Genomic DNA, 13,175 nt, shown 5'->3' with positions numbered 1-13,175 from the left:
GAGCTCGAAACGGAAGTGCGATCTCTGGCAGAGTGTCAGCAAACCGTGTCACGGTTTTAGCGAGCTTTCAGGTGATTTCGGCGTTTAGGCCTCGGAAGTTGCATCGGGAGGGGAGGCAAATAGGGAGTAAAGAGGGGCATCCAGCCAGCCGCGCTCAGGGTGGTGGAAAAACTTGTTCAGGTAGCCTTCCCGGGTGAATCCCGTCTTCTCCAGAACGGTCCGGCAGGCCTTGTTTTTGGCATCGGTCATTGCCGAGATTTTTTCCACTCCGATTCGCTGGAATAGGAACTGACAGATGCCCGCAACGGATTCAGTCCCAAGACCTTGGTTTTGGCAGTCCGTTCGCAGCATAAAGCCTAGATCGGCAGCATAGTAGGGCAGTTTGAAGGTGACCGAGATGGCGCCCAAAATCTCGTTCTCCTCTCTCTTGCAGAGAGTAAAAAGGAGGATGTTCGACTTGGCGAATTTGGATGGAAAGAGTGAGCGTCGAATCTTGTCGCGGGTGCCCCGTTCGGTGTCTGGTTGAGACAATTCGTAGGCGAAGTTCTGCGGAGCATTGTAGACCTGGTGCAGAGCTCTCCAATCCTTTCGCCTGGCGAGACGGAGGGCCAGGCGGGAAGTTTCGAACTCAAATTGGGGGTAAGAGGCCACCCCATCACGTTCGGAGGGCAAAATCACAAATTTGCGGCACGAGGGGCATTGCAGCATTTTTCGTGAAAAGAACTCATCTACTGCCAGGCGTGAACCGCAGAGGCAATTGTAGACAAAAGATGAGGATCCCATTCCAAGTGACAGTTTCAGCTCATCCTTCGCGCAAAGCAACCAGGTTTCCAGTCCACGCGAAATGCATTTTGAGCGATTTTCCCGCCATGGAAACCGAACGCGGGGTTGACGGAAAGGGGTGATGGGGTATGGAAACGGGCGTGAACGAAGAATTGGAAGAAGTTGTAACCGAGGAGGAAGCCGCTGCGGCGGAAGAAACCAACGTAGAACCGACCGGCGAGGCTGAGGCTGCGCCCGAAGCTGCGGTGGAGGAAGTCGACCCCGTTGTGGCTTTGGAGCAGGAAGTTCAGAAGTATAAGGATGAGTCCCTCCGTCGTGCCGCCGAGATGGACAACTACCGCAAGCGCATGGCGAAAGAGCTGGAGGAGAGCCGGAAGTTCTCCAATCAGCGCCTCTTGATGGAGTTGCTTCCCGTGCTGGATAATTTCGGAATGGGAATGCAAATGGCCGAGAAGGAACAGGGCTCGATGCTTTATCAAGGCATGGCGATGGTTCAGGGCCAGTTGGACGAATTTTTCTCCAGTCAGGGAGTCAAGCCCGTGGAATTGGAAGCGGGGGGAGACTTCGACCCGAACTTCCATGAAGCGGTGAGCCAGGAGGCGTCCGACGAGGTGGAGGCTGGCAAGGTCTTGCGCGTGGTACGCCGTGGCTATTTCCTGGGGGACCGTCTCTTGCGTCCTGCAAATGTCATCGTGGCGAAGGCTGCGGAGGCTGGAGAGGAGGGTGGCAACTAAATGGCTGACCGCGACTTTTACGAGGTGTTGGGCGTTTCCAAGGGCGCAACCGCATCCGAGATCAAGAAGGCCTATCGCAAGATGGCGATGAAGTTTCATCCGGACCAGAATCCGGATGATCCCAAGGCCGAGGAAAAGTTCAAGGAGTTGGGCGAGGCCTATCAGGTGCTCAGCGACGAGGACAAGCGCGCGGCCTATGACCGCTACGGACATGCAGCCTTCAAGCAAGGCGGCATGGGTGGTGGTGGCGGAGGATTCGGCGGTGGCTTCGGCGACCCGATGGATATCTTTTCGCAGGTCTTCGGCGGTGCCTTTGGAGGTGGTGGCGGAGGCTTCGAAGACCTCTTCGGAGGCGGAGGACGTCGTCGCGATCCCTCTGGCAAACAGCGCGGTAGCGACCTGCGCTATGACCTCGAGATCACCCTCGAGGAAGCGGCAACCGGAGCGGACAAGGAGCTGGAACTGGAACGTGCAATGCCGTGTTCGACCTGCAAGTCAACGGGGTCCAAGGGAGGCGGCTCCCGTCCCTGCACGACTTGTGGCGGTCGGGGGGCGGTGACGCGTCAGGCCGGTATCTTCGTCCAGCAAACGACCTGTCCCGAGTGTCGCGGAGCCGGCCAAGTGATTGCTGATCCCTGCAACGATTGTCACGGCGACGGCCGGGTCGAGAAGTCGGACCGAATCAAGATCAAGATTCCAGCCGGAGTGGACGATGGCATCCGTCTGCGCTCTTCAGGGAATGGCGATGCGGGAATGCGTGGAGGGCCTTCGGGCGACCTCTATGTCTTCCTTCATGTGCGTGCTCACAATGTTTTCCAGCGCGAGGACAATGACCTCTTCTGCGAGGTTCCGGTTCCTTTTGCTACGGCGGCCCTCGGTGGCGAAATCGATGTGCCGACCTTGGAGGGGAAAGCTTCCATCAAGGTTCCAGCCGGGACCCAGGGAGGCACTACTTTCCGCCTGCGAGGACGTGGTATGCCGGAAGTGGGAGGCGGCCGAAAGGGCGATCTCCACATTCAGGCCAGCGTGGAAGTTCCCACCAACCTGGACTCCGGCCAGAAAGAGAAGCTGCGTGAATTCGCCGAGTCCATCGGCCAGAAGAATTCACCCATGCAGGAAGGCTTCCTCGAGCGCGCCAAGAAGTTCTTTGGCAAGTAGACCCCAACGATGGACCGCTTCTATATTTCCCCCGATTGCTGGTCGCCGGACGACCTGCGATTGACGGGGGAAGAGGGGCACCATGCCGTGCGGGTGATGCGCAAGAAGCCGGGCGACCGCATCGAGGTCTTCGATGGAAAGGGACGCTGGGCGCGCGGGGTGGTTTCCGCTTGCGAGCGCTCCGAGCTGAGCCTGACCTGCGAGGAAGAAGGTTCTTCCGCAGCGGTTTCCCCCCAAGTCAACTTGGCGGTGGCTATCCCGAAAGGCAAGACGATGGACTTAATTGTGCAGAAGGCGGTTGAGCTCGGGGTCAACGGGATCCAACCACTTGCTACTAGAAATACCGTAGTTAAGATTTCGCCCAAAGAAGGGGCTGAAAAGTCGCAGAAGTGGCAGCGGGTGGCCTTGGAGGCCTGCAAGCAATGCGGGCAGAATGATTTGCCCTCGGTTGCTCCGGTGGCCTCGCTGGAAACCTTTCTACAGAACTCCGGGGATGGAGCCAGAGTCATTGCCTCGCTAGCTCCCGGTGCCGTTCCCGTGCGGGATCATCTGGAGTCCCTCCCTGTGACCTGTTCGCAGGTCAGCTTTCTCGTTGGCCCGGAGGGAGACTTCACCAGCGACGAGATCGCAGCCGCCACCGATCGGGGATTTCGTCCGGTGACGCTGGGGGACATTGTTCTCCGCGTTGAGACCGCTTGCATGTTCCTCGTCTCTGCCGCGCGCTATCGCTTTTCCTAACAGGTTCATGCCTCTTCCCAGCCGCTTTCGGAGTGGCTCAATCGAGGTCGAGGCGCTAGCTCGCCACGCGGATTCGCATTTTATCAGTAAGCTGAAAGTCTTCAATGAGGCAGACTTCCACCGTTCGCTCACCAGCCCGATAGGCCAGATAGGCGGTTTGACCATCCTCTAGCAGGCCTGCGGCAAAGTCTTTGGAGATTTGTTCCTCGCCATCTTCGCTCAATGGACAGTCATGAATTCGAAACGGGTCCTCGTCCCCGACAAGATAGAGTGAGGGGTGAAAGCCCGCGTAGCCTTGCCGGGCCACAACCGCTTGCATCAATTCCTGGTAGTCCTCGAATGTCATCGACCTCCCTTATTCGTCCGAAGTCGATTCCGTCGTTGGGCTGGCATTGCTCGAGGTTGAGGTCGAAGCTCGCTCGAGTTTGAGGTCCTTGGACACGATCACAAAGAAGGCCCCTGAGCCGACGAAAGCAATCAGGAGCAAAATCGCGATGGTGAAGTTCAGGAACGTTCTCATGCCGCTATCTTAATTCGGCCCTTCCGTGGAGTGCAAGGCTAGTCTCCGCAAGGCCCGATACGCAGTTATCCAGAGCTCCGAACTCGCGCGAGGTCTTCTACGGATGAGATCGCCTTTCGAATCAGACATCGGCTCCCTCACGATACTTGAGCAAGGCGGCAAAGGCGCCATCCTGCTTGTCGCGATGGGGGAGGGACTGTCGGGTTTCGACTACCTGGAGATTATGGCCCTTGGCAAAGGGAACCACCAGGTCCTCGTTCTCCTCCCGTTCGATAGAGCAGGTGGAGTAGACGATGCGTCCGTCGGCTTTCAGGCACTTCTTGGCGTTGGAGAGAATGGTCTTTTGGATCTCACTCAGTTCCGTAATTTGCTCTGGTGAGAGTCGCCAACGGGCATCGACACGGCGGCGCAGGACTCCGGTATTGGAGCAGGGGACATCCAGTAGGATGGCGTCGAAACGCTTGTGCCAGTCCTCGGGCGGGGCCTGGGTCCAGTCAAAGACCTGGCTCTCGGCGATGGTGACTCCGAGATTGGACAGGTTCTCCTCCAAACGGGGAATCCGCAGTTCGTTGGAGTCGGTGCACACGAGCGAACCTTCGTTTTTCATGCTCGCCGCGATGAGAGCAGCCTTTCCGCCCGGAGCGGCACAGGCATCGAGAACCGTTTCACCCGGCTTGGGATCTAACAGTTCTACGGAGAGTCTAGTAGCAGGGTCGGTCATGTAGACCAGGCCGGCCTCGGTCCATTCCGAGGGAACGGGGCCGTCGAGATAGTAAAAACCTTCCAAGTCTGGCATCGCCTCCAAGCGGGGATCTCCCTTTAACGCTTCCGATTCACTGCGGAGGGGATTGAGGCGCAGGGTGGTGTCGGCCGGCTCATTGTTCCACTGCATTAGCGCGGTGGCGGCATTTTTGCCATATTGGGTGCGCCAGCGTTTGGTGAGCCAGTCGGGGTGGGAATAGAGTTCGGCGGGGGGGAGTTCGGCCGCGCGTTGCATCAAGCTCTTGCGCTTCTCAATTCCCCGACGCAAAACGGCGTTGATGAGACCGCGCACGGGCGCTCGCCCACAATTGACGGTCTCGTTCACGGCGGCGTGTTCGGGGATGCCCAGAATGAGAATTTGAGCGAGCCCCACTCGCAGAATATCCCTTGTTTCGTGATCCAGTTTGCCATGGCGACAACGGGCGATGTAGAAGTCCAGCAGGCGACGGTTGCGGAGCACGGCGAGGATGATGGCATTCAGGAGCCCCCGATCAGCGCTGGAGAGGTGGTTTCTGCGGGCGTGCTTGTCGATGAGGTTCTCGGCGTAAACATGACCTTTGGACCACGCGCGAAGGATGGAAACGGCGGCGCGACGAATATTTTTATCCTGCTTGGGCATTGCTGGCGAACATTGTGCAATTTTTTGTCAGGAGTCGAGACTGATGGAGAAAAGGCTCCGTATTCTTGCCAAACAGACTCTCCTTGAATTCCTTCCGTAAGGTCCGCGGTGAGGGGATGGTGAAGCCCAGTATTTTAGGGAAAAGACTGGGTTTGTCGTTCCTCCGCAAGTTCTGTGCATTTTCTAACAGTTAGTTGACTGGCGGCCTCAACTAGCTGTTAGTTCACCCCTTGACGAAAAAAAATCCGCATTATTTCGCGTCGGAGAAAAACCCAAAACTCGATGGTTTGCGAGCAAGTTGCATGCCAGTGGAGTATCTTAGACGCCGGAATTTTGAAATTTTGTGAGTTTTCGTCATTCAAGCGCAAACCATATGAAATTTAAATACCCCATGTTGTTGTCAGCAGTTACCCGGCCTCTCTTGGTCGTGGCGACTTTTGCTGGATCTCTATCTGCCGCATCGATCTCGTGGGACGGTGACACGAGCACGGACTTTGCATCCGATGCCAACTGGGTCGGAAACTTGGCCCCCAGTGATGACCTTCTCACCGATACTGCTGTGTTTTCTGGTCCGGTGACCGCGAATCAACCCGAATTGTCTTTGGGCGACCGGAGTGTGTTTGGTCTCGACTTTCAGTCCGGGGGATGGACCTTGGGCGGAAGTTCGACTCTCTTCTTGGGAGGAGATATCACCAGTGCCGGCGACAATGAAATTGCGGTGCGATTGAATGTTGCCAATGCAGAGCTGAAGACCATTTCCGCTGCAGCAGGGACATCTCTGGTTCTCAATGATATCTCTGCGGACAATGCGAATCGTGGCAATCTCACCATCGGAGGAGAAGGCACGATCTATATGGAGGGGGTGAACGACAACCCGTATCTAACGGCAACCATTGCCTCGGGAACCACCGTGGTGAACAAAGGAACGCCCGGTGGAACCGCTGATAATGGCAGCGCCTTCTTCAACGTTACGGTGAACGCGGAAGCGGCGCTTGAGTTTGGTGAGAACCGCACCAACCGTGGTTTAATCGGGCAGATCGCGGGAACTGCAACGGTGAATGGAACTCTGGATTTGAAAGGGGACGGGACCGTCGGCTCCAACTGGAATTTTGGAGGTTTGTCCGGCAGCGGGATTGTGACCAACACGGGAACCGGTGACGTCCGGATTGGAACAAGGACCGGTGTCTTTGCCGGTGAGTTGAACAATGGTTCGCATGTTACCTCGCTCTTGGTTCAGAATAGTGGGAGTGGTCGCTTCGAAATGTGGGGCTCTGGAGACTTCTCCGGCGGAATCGTGGTTAATAACGACGGTGTCGTCTGGTTGAGAAGCAATGCCGCCTTGGGCGCCGAATCCAATACCATTACTTTGGACAGCGGCAAGTTACAGAACCGCGATTCGAATACTGTGGTGGCACCTAGCCACGAGATTATCTTGGGGGACGGAAATGGAACTTTCCAAGCAGGTTGGGGAAAATGGATTGCAATTCAGGGCCTTGTTAGCGGTCCCGGCCAACTGACAATCGCGGCTGATTCTGGCATCGTTTACATGGATGGAACCGCCAACACCTACGAGGGAGGAACCGTCATCAACGGGTTTCTGCAGGCGAAGGCCGGAGGAACCTTTGGGCTCGAAACCAGTCCGATCACCTTCAATGGAGGAACCTTGAAGAACAACAATGCCTCAATTGAACTTGGTGCTCGTGATATCAATATCGGGGCCGATGGGGCGACCATCATCGTTGGCTGGGGAAATGGCAATAGACGGATTGTTTCCAGCGGGGTGATTCAGGGGGAAGGCCAACTGACCGTCGGAAATGATACCGGTGCTCTCTGGCTGCAAGGTGTTGCCAATACTTATGCAGGAGGAACTGTCATTGAGGGCGCTGGTAAGATTCAAGCTGTGGGTGATGGCTCCCTGGGTTCAGATATCTTGGGAGTCACCCTTGATGGAGGGACTCTGACTAATTTGGACTCCGAGCTCAACCTAGCGGCAACCCGGGTGATTACTCTAACCGAAAACGGTGGAACTCTGACTGCTGGCTGGGCGAAGCTGTTAGCGGCTGCCGGGTTGATTACAGGGCCCGGACAACTCACTATCGGTGCTGACAGCGGTTTCGTTTACCTCGATCATACCGCCAATGACTTCACCGGTGGACTTTTGGTGAACGGCATTGTTCGTCCTCTGGAGAACGGTTCGCTGGGAGATTTGAGTGGGGTGGTGACGATGGATGGTGGAACCTTTTATCCGAGTCTGAGCGATGTGACTTTCCCTGACACCCGCAGCTTCACTCTCGCGGAAGGCGGCGGAACCTTCACATCCAATGGGACGACTACTCTCGAAGGCGGTATCGGAGGAGCGGGTGATTTGATCGTAAATGGCGACGGAGTTCTGGCTCTGACTGGAACCAATACCTACACCGGCGATACCTACGTTAACAGCGGAGTCCTGTCGGTGGGCGACGGTTCCGACGAGAGTGGAATCGCCGACGATAGCACGGTCTACGTTCAGTTCCCGGGAGTCATCGATCTCAATTTCTCAGGAACGGACACCATTGGTCGTTTGGTCGTTGATGGAGTGCAGGTCGATGCGGGAGTTTATACGGAAGCCGACCTGGATGGTGCCATTACTGGAAGCGGAAGTCTGACCGTGACAAACGGGCCTGCCTTGACCGTTCCCAACATCATTGATGTGGCCTTCGATGAGAGTGGCAATGTGGTCCTGACCCTCGACGGTTCGGAATTCGGTCTCACGGTTCAACAGTCCAACGACTTGAGCGAAGACTCCTTCGCCGATATTCCTTCGACTCCGGGAACCAATACCCTCACGATCGATGCGGGTCTGGTAGACCCCGATGAAGACAACGCCGACTTCTATCGCGTGCGAAATTAATTCCTGTTTTCCACCCGCTTCTTGTTAGGAGTGGGTGGAAGACCTTGTTTCGAACTTTTCTTCCAATTGCCCGCTGGTCGGGCAATTTTTTTTGCCTGGATCATTCTGTTTGAATTCTCGCCAGATCACCGATGTCAGTTTGGCGCTACTCGTTGGGTAGATAGGGCTCGAAGGTGGTGGCCTTTCGCCTCGCGTGATTGCGCGCAGCCTTGGCCGCTTGCTTGTAGAGATGTTCCTGCAGCCGATAGGGGCGTTCGCCTTTCTCCGGCACCACAGGTCTGCCTTTGCCATCGGACTCGATGATGAAGGCGTTGGTATTGTCCTTGAAGCAGGCTTCCAGAATCCGGATGAGTTGGCGCTTGCAGGACCGATCTTCGATCGGGGTCATGAGTTCAACCCTGGAGTCGAGGTTGCGCACCATCCAGTCAGCCGAGGAAATGTAGACCTCCGGGTCACCGCCGCGATGAAAGTAAAAAATGCGGGAGTGTTCAAGGAAGCGGTCGATGATGGAGACCACGGTGATGTTCTTGGCGTCCTTTCGGGTTCCGGTTTTGAGGCAGCAAATGCCACGCACATTGAGTTTGATCTCTACCCCGGCCCGTGAAGCCCGGTAGAGTGCGGAGATGATCTCCGGGTGTTGCAGCGAGTTCATCTTCGCCATGATGAGAGCCTTGTCGCCTTGTTGGGCGCGGGTGATTTCGCCCTCGATGAGCTCCAAGACCCGCTGTTTGAGCATGGTGGGAGCTGGAGCGAGCTTTTGCAGGCGAACCAACTTGGAGCGTCCTGTCACCGCATTGAAAAAGAGGGAGGCATCCGCGCCGTATTCAGGACGGCAGGTTAGATAGGAAATATCGGTGTAAAGTCGGGCGGTGGACTCATTGTAGTTGCCGGTGCCGAGGTGGACGTAGCGGCGGAGTCGTCCGCCCTCGTTGCGCGAGACCAAGGTGATTTTGGCGTGGGTTTTCAGGCCTTTGACCCCATAGACCACTTGCACGCCGGCTCGTTGCAGCTCCTCCGCGCGATGCAAGTTATTGGCTTCATCGAAGCGCGCTTTCAATTCGATGAGGACGGTGACTTGCTTCCCGTTTTGCGCCGCTCGGATCAAGGCGTCGATGATGGCCGAGTCTTCGGCGGTGCGATAGAGCACTTGCTTGATGGAGAGGACCCCGGGGTCGCTCGCTGATTCCTTCAACAATCTCACAATGGGTTCGAAGGATTCGAAGGGGTGGGAAAGAAGGATGTCGCGGGTGGCGATGGCCTCGAAGATCGAGGTAGACGGGTCAGGGGCCGGGGCGGGTTGCGGCGGCCACTGCGTTTCCCGCAAATGGTCGTAGCCGGGGCGGAAGGCGAGTTGCATGAACTCGGCCAGTGCCAGCGGACCAGGCACGCGATAAAGTTGGGCTGGACCCGTCCCGGTGAGTTTCTGAATCAGCTTCGTAATATCCCGTGGTGCCCCGGTTCGCAGTTGCAGACGCACCGTGGCCGAGAACCGGCGGGCGGAAAGCACTTCCTCCATCTCGTCAATCAAGTCGGAGGCGTCTTCCTCATCCACCGCAATGTCCGTATTGCGCGTCAGGCGAAAGAGAGCGGTGCCAGTCACGGTCTCGCGGGGGAAAAGGTCGCCCATATGGAAGCGAACCAGATCTTCCAACATCACGAATCCTTCCCCTTCCTCACGCGGAACGGAGATGAAACGCGGGATGTTGACCGGGATGGGAACGAAGGCGTAGCGGGTCTCTTCGGAGGACTCTAGCCGCGCTGCGATGACAATCTGCAGGGAGGGCAGCGCAATGGCGTGTTGGGAGGATTCCAGCGCCAAGGGGGTGAGCATGGGAAAAATGAAGGACGAGAAGTAGTCGTCCACCCCAACCCGTTCTTCCGGGGTGAGGTCCTGTGGTTGCAGATGGGTGAGGCCTTTCTTGGAAAGTTCCGGTCCAATTTCATCGACCAGGATACGGTACTGCTCGCTCGACATTTCCTGACAGCGCTTGCGAATCTGCGTCAATTGCTGCGAAGGAGTCATCCCGGTGAGATCCCGGATCGTCGAGCCCGAGCGCCGCATCATGGTCAGTCCTCCGACGCGAACTTGGAAGAATTCATCCAAGTTGGAAGCGGTGATCGCCAGGAATTTGACCCTTTCTAGAATCGGGACATCGGAGCGGGTTGCCTGTTGCAGAACACGCTGGTTGAACTCCAGCCAAGAGAGTTCGCGGTTGATGAATTGGTCGGGCATGATTTTGAAAATGGTGGAAAGGTGAGGGCCTATTCGGCGATGATGACTTCCAGGCCGAAGATGTCGCGGAACAGATCCGCCTTGCTCTCGAGAGCCAACCGCTCGGTAGTGGCATCCGGGATGTCCTTGAGCTCTAACAGGAGTTTGTCCTTGATGACGCGAACCGTCAAATCCCGCACCCTGTTAGAGTGTGTTCTCTCGAGAGCATCCGCTACGCGGAGAAGAGAGGCCAGCTTGCTGACCCGGATTCGTTCGGGGTGGGGAAGGGAACGATAGAGATCGTGCGTCAGCTTGGGTGGCGACATGCGGTGATAGCGCGCCACAAGAGCTACCAAGGTGCGTTCGCGTGCAGAGAGACCGAAAATCTCCGAGTTGAGAATGATATACTCGGAATGTTTGTGGTGGGCATGGGGACTCACAAAGCCCCCCACCTCGTGAACGATTGCAGCGACATGCAGCAAGAGCGCATCCTGATCCGAGAGGTTGTGCAGTTCCTGAGTTTCTTCGAAGAGCCTTTTGCAAAGAAAGGCCACCTGCTCACCGTGATTGCTGTGGGTCTCGTATTTCTCGGCCAGATTCTTTGCCGAGCGAATCACCTCGGTCTCGAACTCCCGCGTGAGTCCGGCTGAGAAGGGAAGATCGTGCAGCAATCCGCGCTCATAATCAGAAGTCGGGATATGCACTTGCTTGACACCGAAGGCCTCCGCAATGGCGAGGTTGATTTGCAAAGCTGGCAACAGGGCATCCGCGGTATGGTAGTCCAACTGATAAGCCGCCGCGCGCTGGTCCTCCGGCAGGCGGGCCGCTTCCAAAGTCAAGGTCCGCAAGGCCTTTACCGAGCAGCGGGTCGAATTGGAGCTCTTGAGAAGATAGGGAGCCAGAAGCTGGATCTCATAACCAATCAAGACCAATTCCTGAACCTCTTGGTCCCGCAGGTCGAAGAGAATGCGCGAAATCGGGCCCGAGGCGTTGTCGCGAATCAGGCGCAGCTGCGATTCGCCCTCGGCAAAGGAAGCCTCAATAATCTCCGCCGTCCGGTGGGTTCCCATCCGATAGGACTCGTATTCTTCAATATGCCCCTTGGAGAAAAGAAGTGCGCGGGTATTCCCGGGCCCTACGTGCACCACCAGCGTCACCCGCTTGCGCATGGACTCGATCTCGTGCAGTCGGCGAAGGGTCTTCAGATAGACCAATCGGGTCATCTCGCCGTCATCCAGAATCTCGATCGGCAATCCGGTGGCCACCGCCAAACGATTGGCAATCAACTCCCGGTTGGTTGCTTCGGAAAGAATATTGGAGGCGACCACTCGCGAGACTTCCGCCAGCCCAGCGCCTAGCTCACGCAATGAGACCATGTAACCCGCCAGAATCTCGACCACCCGCTCTGCAGTGGAGCGGGTGACCAAGCCCTTGGAAAATATATCACGCGCGAGGGGAAGAGGTTGCTCCAAGAACTCCAAGGGCACCGGGTTTTCCGAATCGGCACAGTCCAAGATCAACATCGAAACCGCCGAGGCCCCCACGTGAATGGAGGCGCGGATTGCCGGTGCTTCACTGCGATTTTCGGATTCTCGGGCATATGATTCCATGCGGAAAAAATCTTAACCTGAACACGCGGAAAGAACACACGATTTTCTGTGACGGAATGCGGGGATTTCCCGCGGGTAGGGAAGGGGGGCCTCCATGTCTTTTGGGGCTTCGTCGCTGGAGAGGATCCTAGTGGGCTAAAAACTTGGAAAAACCGGAGAGAAAGCCGCTCCGAGCGCAAAAGCCACCGTTCGCGAGCAGTTGCAAGTGGCGTGAACCTTGGGGTCGGCCCCTTAAAGACAGATTCACGCAACAGGAGCATTGACAGCCCATCTGAAACAGCCTAAGCATTCCGCCCCGCAAGGGAAAAGGCGGCGTGGCCAAGTGGTCTAAGGCGCGGGTTTGCAAAACCTGTATTCGGCGGTTCGAATCCGCCCGCCGCCTCCATTTTTTCCAAGCTCATCTATCTGCTTGAAGAAATTCTAGGAGTATCTTCGACCAATCGTGCCTCAGGAACAAAAGGGGGCAGACAAAAGGGGTCAGTCCAGGGGAAAACAAAAGGGGTTAGACCGTTTTCCAGATGAAGTTGCCGAAAAAGACGCAAAACAAACTGTACTTTTAGGGTGTCTTTCTGAGAATCGCAGATCGGCCGTCAACGTCAGTTTCCAAATCATCAGAACGCTTCACTGGAGGAAATCCAAGTTGCGATGAGTTGTTGTCGGGACAAGCGTTCAGAGCGAAGACTTTCCGCCATTCATCTCTTACTTGTTGGAGTGACTTTTGAGCATACCATTGCTCATTTTCATATGAGCGAAAGGACGCTTCGCCTTTGGATTAGTCGGTTTAACGAGGCCGGGATTGATGGGCTCACTTACCGACCAGGCGGAAGACCTCCACGTAAGCTAACAAGCACTGAAATCGACTCCCAAATTACTCCTTACGTGAATGAGCCTTCCAAAGCTGGGCAAACTCACTGGACTGCGACGAAGCTCTGTGGCTGGTTGCGGAGAGAAAAGAAATTAGACCTCAGTTATTCAACCTTGGTGCGCTACCTTCATGAGAAAGGTTTCGTTCGACGGTTACCCCGCCCCGTTCCTGAACCTTCCGACCCGCAGCGCTGGGAAGAGCAGCGTGAGGCCTTTGCCGAGGAACTTATCACGTTGATGGAAGACCCTCAAACGGTCGTGTTTTTCGGAGATGAAGTTGGCTTT

11 protein-coding genes and 1 tRNA gene are annotated in these 13,175 nt (G+C 56.3%); 6 read left to right on the top strand and 6 right to left on the bottom strand.

Annotated features, from left to right (window positions below; all coding sequences use genetic code 11):
- Nucleotides 1-84: 84 nt before the first annotated feature.
- The gene (locus IE099_RS19930; RefSeq protein ID WP_189574358.1) at nt 85-783 is read right to left on the bottom strand and encodes a GNAT family N-acetyltransferase; all 699 of its coding nucleotides are present in this window, start codon (nt 781-783) and stop codon (nt 85-87) included.
- Nucleotides 784-923: 140 nt separating this feature from the next.
- Here IE099_RS19930 and grpE point away from each other — a divergent pair, with 140 nt between their 5' ends.
- Genes grpE through IE099_RS19915 form a run of 3 tightly spaced genes read left to right on the top strand, consistent with a single transcriptional unit; the run spans nt 924 to nt 3,413 of the window.
- The gene (gene grpE, locus IE099_RS19925) at nt 924-1,517 is read left to right on the top strand and encodes a nucleotide exchange factor GrpE (RefSeq protein WP_189574355.1); all 594 of its coding nucleotides are present in this window, start codon (nt 924-926) and stop codon (nt 1,515-1,517) included.
- Nucleotides 1,518-2,675, top strand: coding sequence for a molecular chaperone DnaJ (gene dnaJ / locus IE099_RS19920; RefSeq protein WP_189574352.1), 1,158 nt, complete (start codon nt 1,518-1,520; stop codon nt 2,673-2,675).
- Nucleotides 2,676-2,684: 9 nt separating this feature from the next.
- Nucleotides 2,685-3,413 (top strand): 16S rRNA (uracil(1498)-N(3))-methyltransferase, encoded by a 729-nt coding sequence (locus IE099_RS19915; protein WP_189574351.1) that lies wholly within the window; start codon nt 2,685-2,687, stop codon nt 3,411-3,413.
- A 55-nt stretch (nt 3,414-3,468) separates the two neighbouring features.
- On the opposite strand, the gene IE099_RS19910 is transcribed toward IE099_RS19915, so the two are convergent.
- The 3 genes from IE099_RS19910 to IE099_RS19900 all read right to left on the bottom strand — a co-directional run bounded on the left by IE099_RS19910 (nt 3,469) and on the right by IE099_RS19900 (nt 5,314).
- Nucleotides 3,469-3,759 carry a hypothetical protein gene (locus IE099_RS19910; RefSeq protein ID WP_189574348.1) on the bottom strand — a complete coding sequence of 97 codons (291 nt, stop codon included), beginning with the start codon at nt 3,757-3,759 and terminating at the stop codon, nt 3,469-3,471.
- 9 nt (nt 3,760-3,768) lie between these two features.
- Nucleotides 3,769-3,933 (bottom strand): hypothetical protein, encoded by a 165-nt coding sequence (locus IE099_RS19905; RefSeq protein WP_189574345.1) that lies wholly within the window; start codon nt 3,931-3,933, stop codon nt 3,769-3,771.
- Between the two features lie 121 nt (nt 3,934-4,054).
- Nucleotides 4,055-5,314, bottom strand: coding sequence for a transcription antitermination factor NusB (locus IE099_RS19900; RefSeq protein ID WP_189574342.1), 1,260 nt, complete (start codon nt 5,312-5,314; stop codon nt 4,055-4,057).
- Between the two features lie 373 nt (nt 5,315-5,687).
- Here IE099_RS19900 and IE099_RS19895 point away from each other — a divergent pair, with 373 nt between their 5' ends.
- Complete coding sequence (locus IE099_RS19895; protein ID WP_189574339.1) at nt 5,688-8,204, top strand: beta strand repeat-containing protein; 2,517 nt, start codon at nt 5,688-5,690, stop codon at nt 8,202-8,204.
- Nucleotides 8,205-8,349: 145 nt separating this feature from the next.
- Here IE099_RS19895 and ppk1 read toward each other — a convergent pair whose 3' ends face one another.
- Both ppk1 and IE099_RS19885 read right to left on the bottom strand, forming a co-directional pair.
- Nucleotides 8,350-10,437, bottom strand: a complete 2,088-nt coding sequence (ppk1, locus tag IE099_RS19890; RefSeq protein WP_189574335.1) for a polyphosphate kinase 1 — start codon at nt 10,435-10,437, stop codon at nt 8,350-8,352.
- Nucleotides 10,438-10,466: 29 nt separating this feature from the next.
- A complete protein-coding gene (locus IE099_RS19885) occupies nt 10,467-12,026 on the bottom strand; it encodes a Ppx/GppA phosphatase family protein (RefSeq protein WP_189574332.1) in 1,560 nt (519 codons plus the stop codon).
- A gap of 308 nt (nt 12,027-12,334) precedes the next feature.
- Here IE099_RS19885 and IE099_RS19880 point away from each other — a divergent pair.
- Nucleotides 12,335-12,411, top strand: a tRNA-Cys gene (locus tag IE099_RS19880).
- 260 nt (nt 12,412-12,671) lie between these two features.
- Nucleotides 12,672-13,175, top strand: a 504-nt coding sequence (locus tag IE099_RS19875; RefSeq protein WP_229809613.1) for a helix-turn-helix domain-containing protein, incomplete at its 3' end; no start/stop codon positions are given.

Origin of the sequence: Roseibacillus persicicus (genome assembly GCF_014651675.1) — a bacterium.
GTDB classification, from domain to species: Bacteria; Verrucomicrobiota; Verrucomicrobiia; order Verrucomicrobiales; family Akkermansiaceae; genus Roseibacillus; species Roseibacillus persicicus.
The sequence above is the reverse complement of the archived record's forward strand: the minus strand, read 5'-3'. Positions and strand labels throughout refer to the sequence as shown.

What these genes read in the sequence shown, in the direction of transcription:
- IE099_RS19900 (WP_189574342.1), bottom strand. Translation starts at nt 5,314, where the DNA reads ATGCCCAAGCAGGATAAAAATATTCGTCGCGCCGCCGTTTCCATCCTT.
- IE099_RS19930 (WP_189574358.1), bottom strand. Translation starts at nt 783, where the DNA reads ATGGGATCCTCATCTTTTGTCTACAATTGCCTCTGCGGTTCACGCCTG.
- IE099_RS19910 (WP_189574348.1), bottom strand. Translation starts at nt 3,759, where the DNA reads ATGACATTCGAGGACTACCAGGAATTGATGCAAGCGGTTGTGGCCCGG.
- IE099_RS19915 (WP_189574351.1), top strand. Translation starts at nt 2,685, where the DNA reads ATGGACCGCTTCTATATTTCCCCCGATTGCTGGTCGCCGGACGACCTG.
- IE099_RS19885 (WP_189574332.1), bottom strand. Translation starts at nt 12,026, where the DNA reads ATGGAATCATATGCCCGAGAATCCGAAAATCGCAGTGAAGCACCGGCA.
- dnaJ (WP_189574352.1), top strand. Translation starts at nt 1,518, where the DNA reads ATGGCTGACCGCGACTTTTACGAGGTGTTGGGCGTTTCCAAGGGCGCA.
- IE099_RS19895 (WP_189574339.1), top strand. Translation starts at nt 5,688, where the DNA reads ATGAAATTTAAATACCCCATGTTGTTGTCAGCAGTTACCCGGCCTCTC.
- IE099_RS19905 (WP_189574345.1), bottom strand. Translation starts at nt 3,933, where the DNA reads ATGAGAACGTTCCTGAACTTCACCATCGCGATTTTGCTCCTGATTGCT.
- ppk1 (WP_189574335.1), bottom strand. Translation starts at nt 10,437, where the DNA reads ATGCCCGACCAATTCATCAACCGCGAACTCTCTTGGCTGGAGTTCAAC.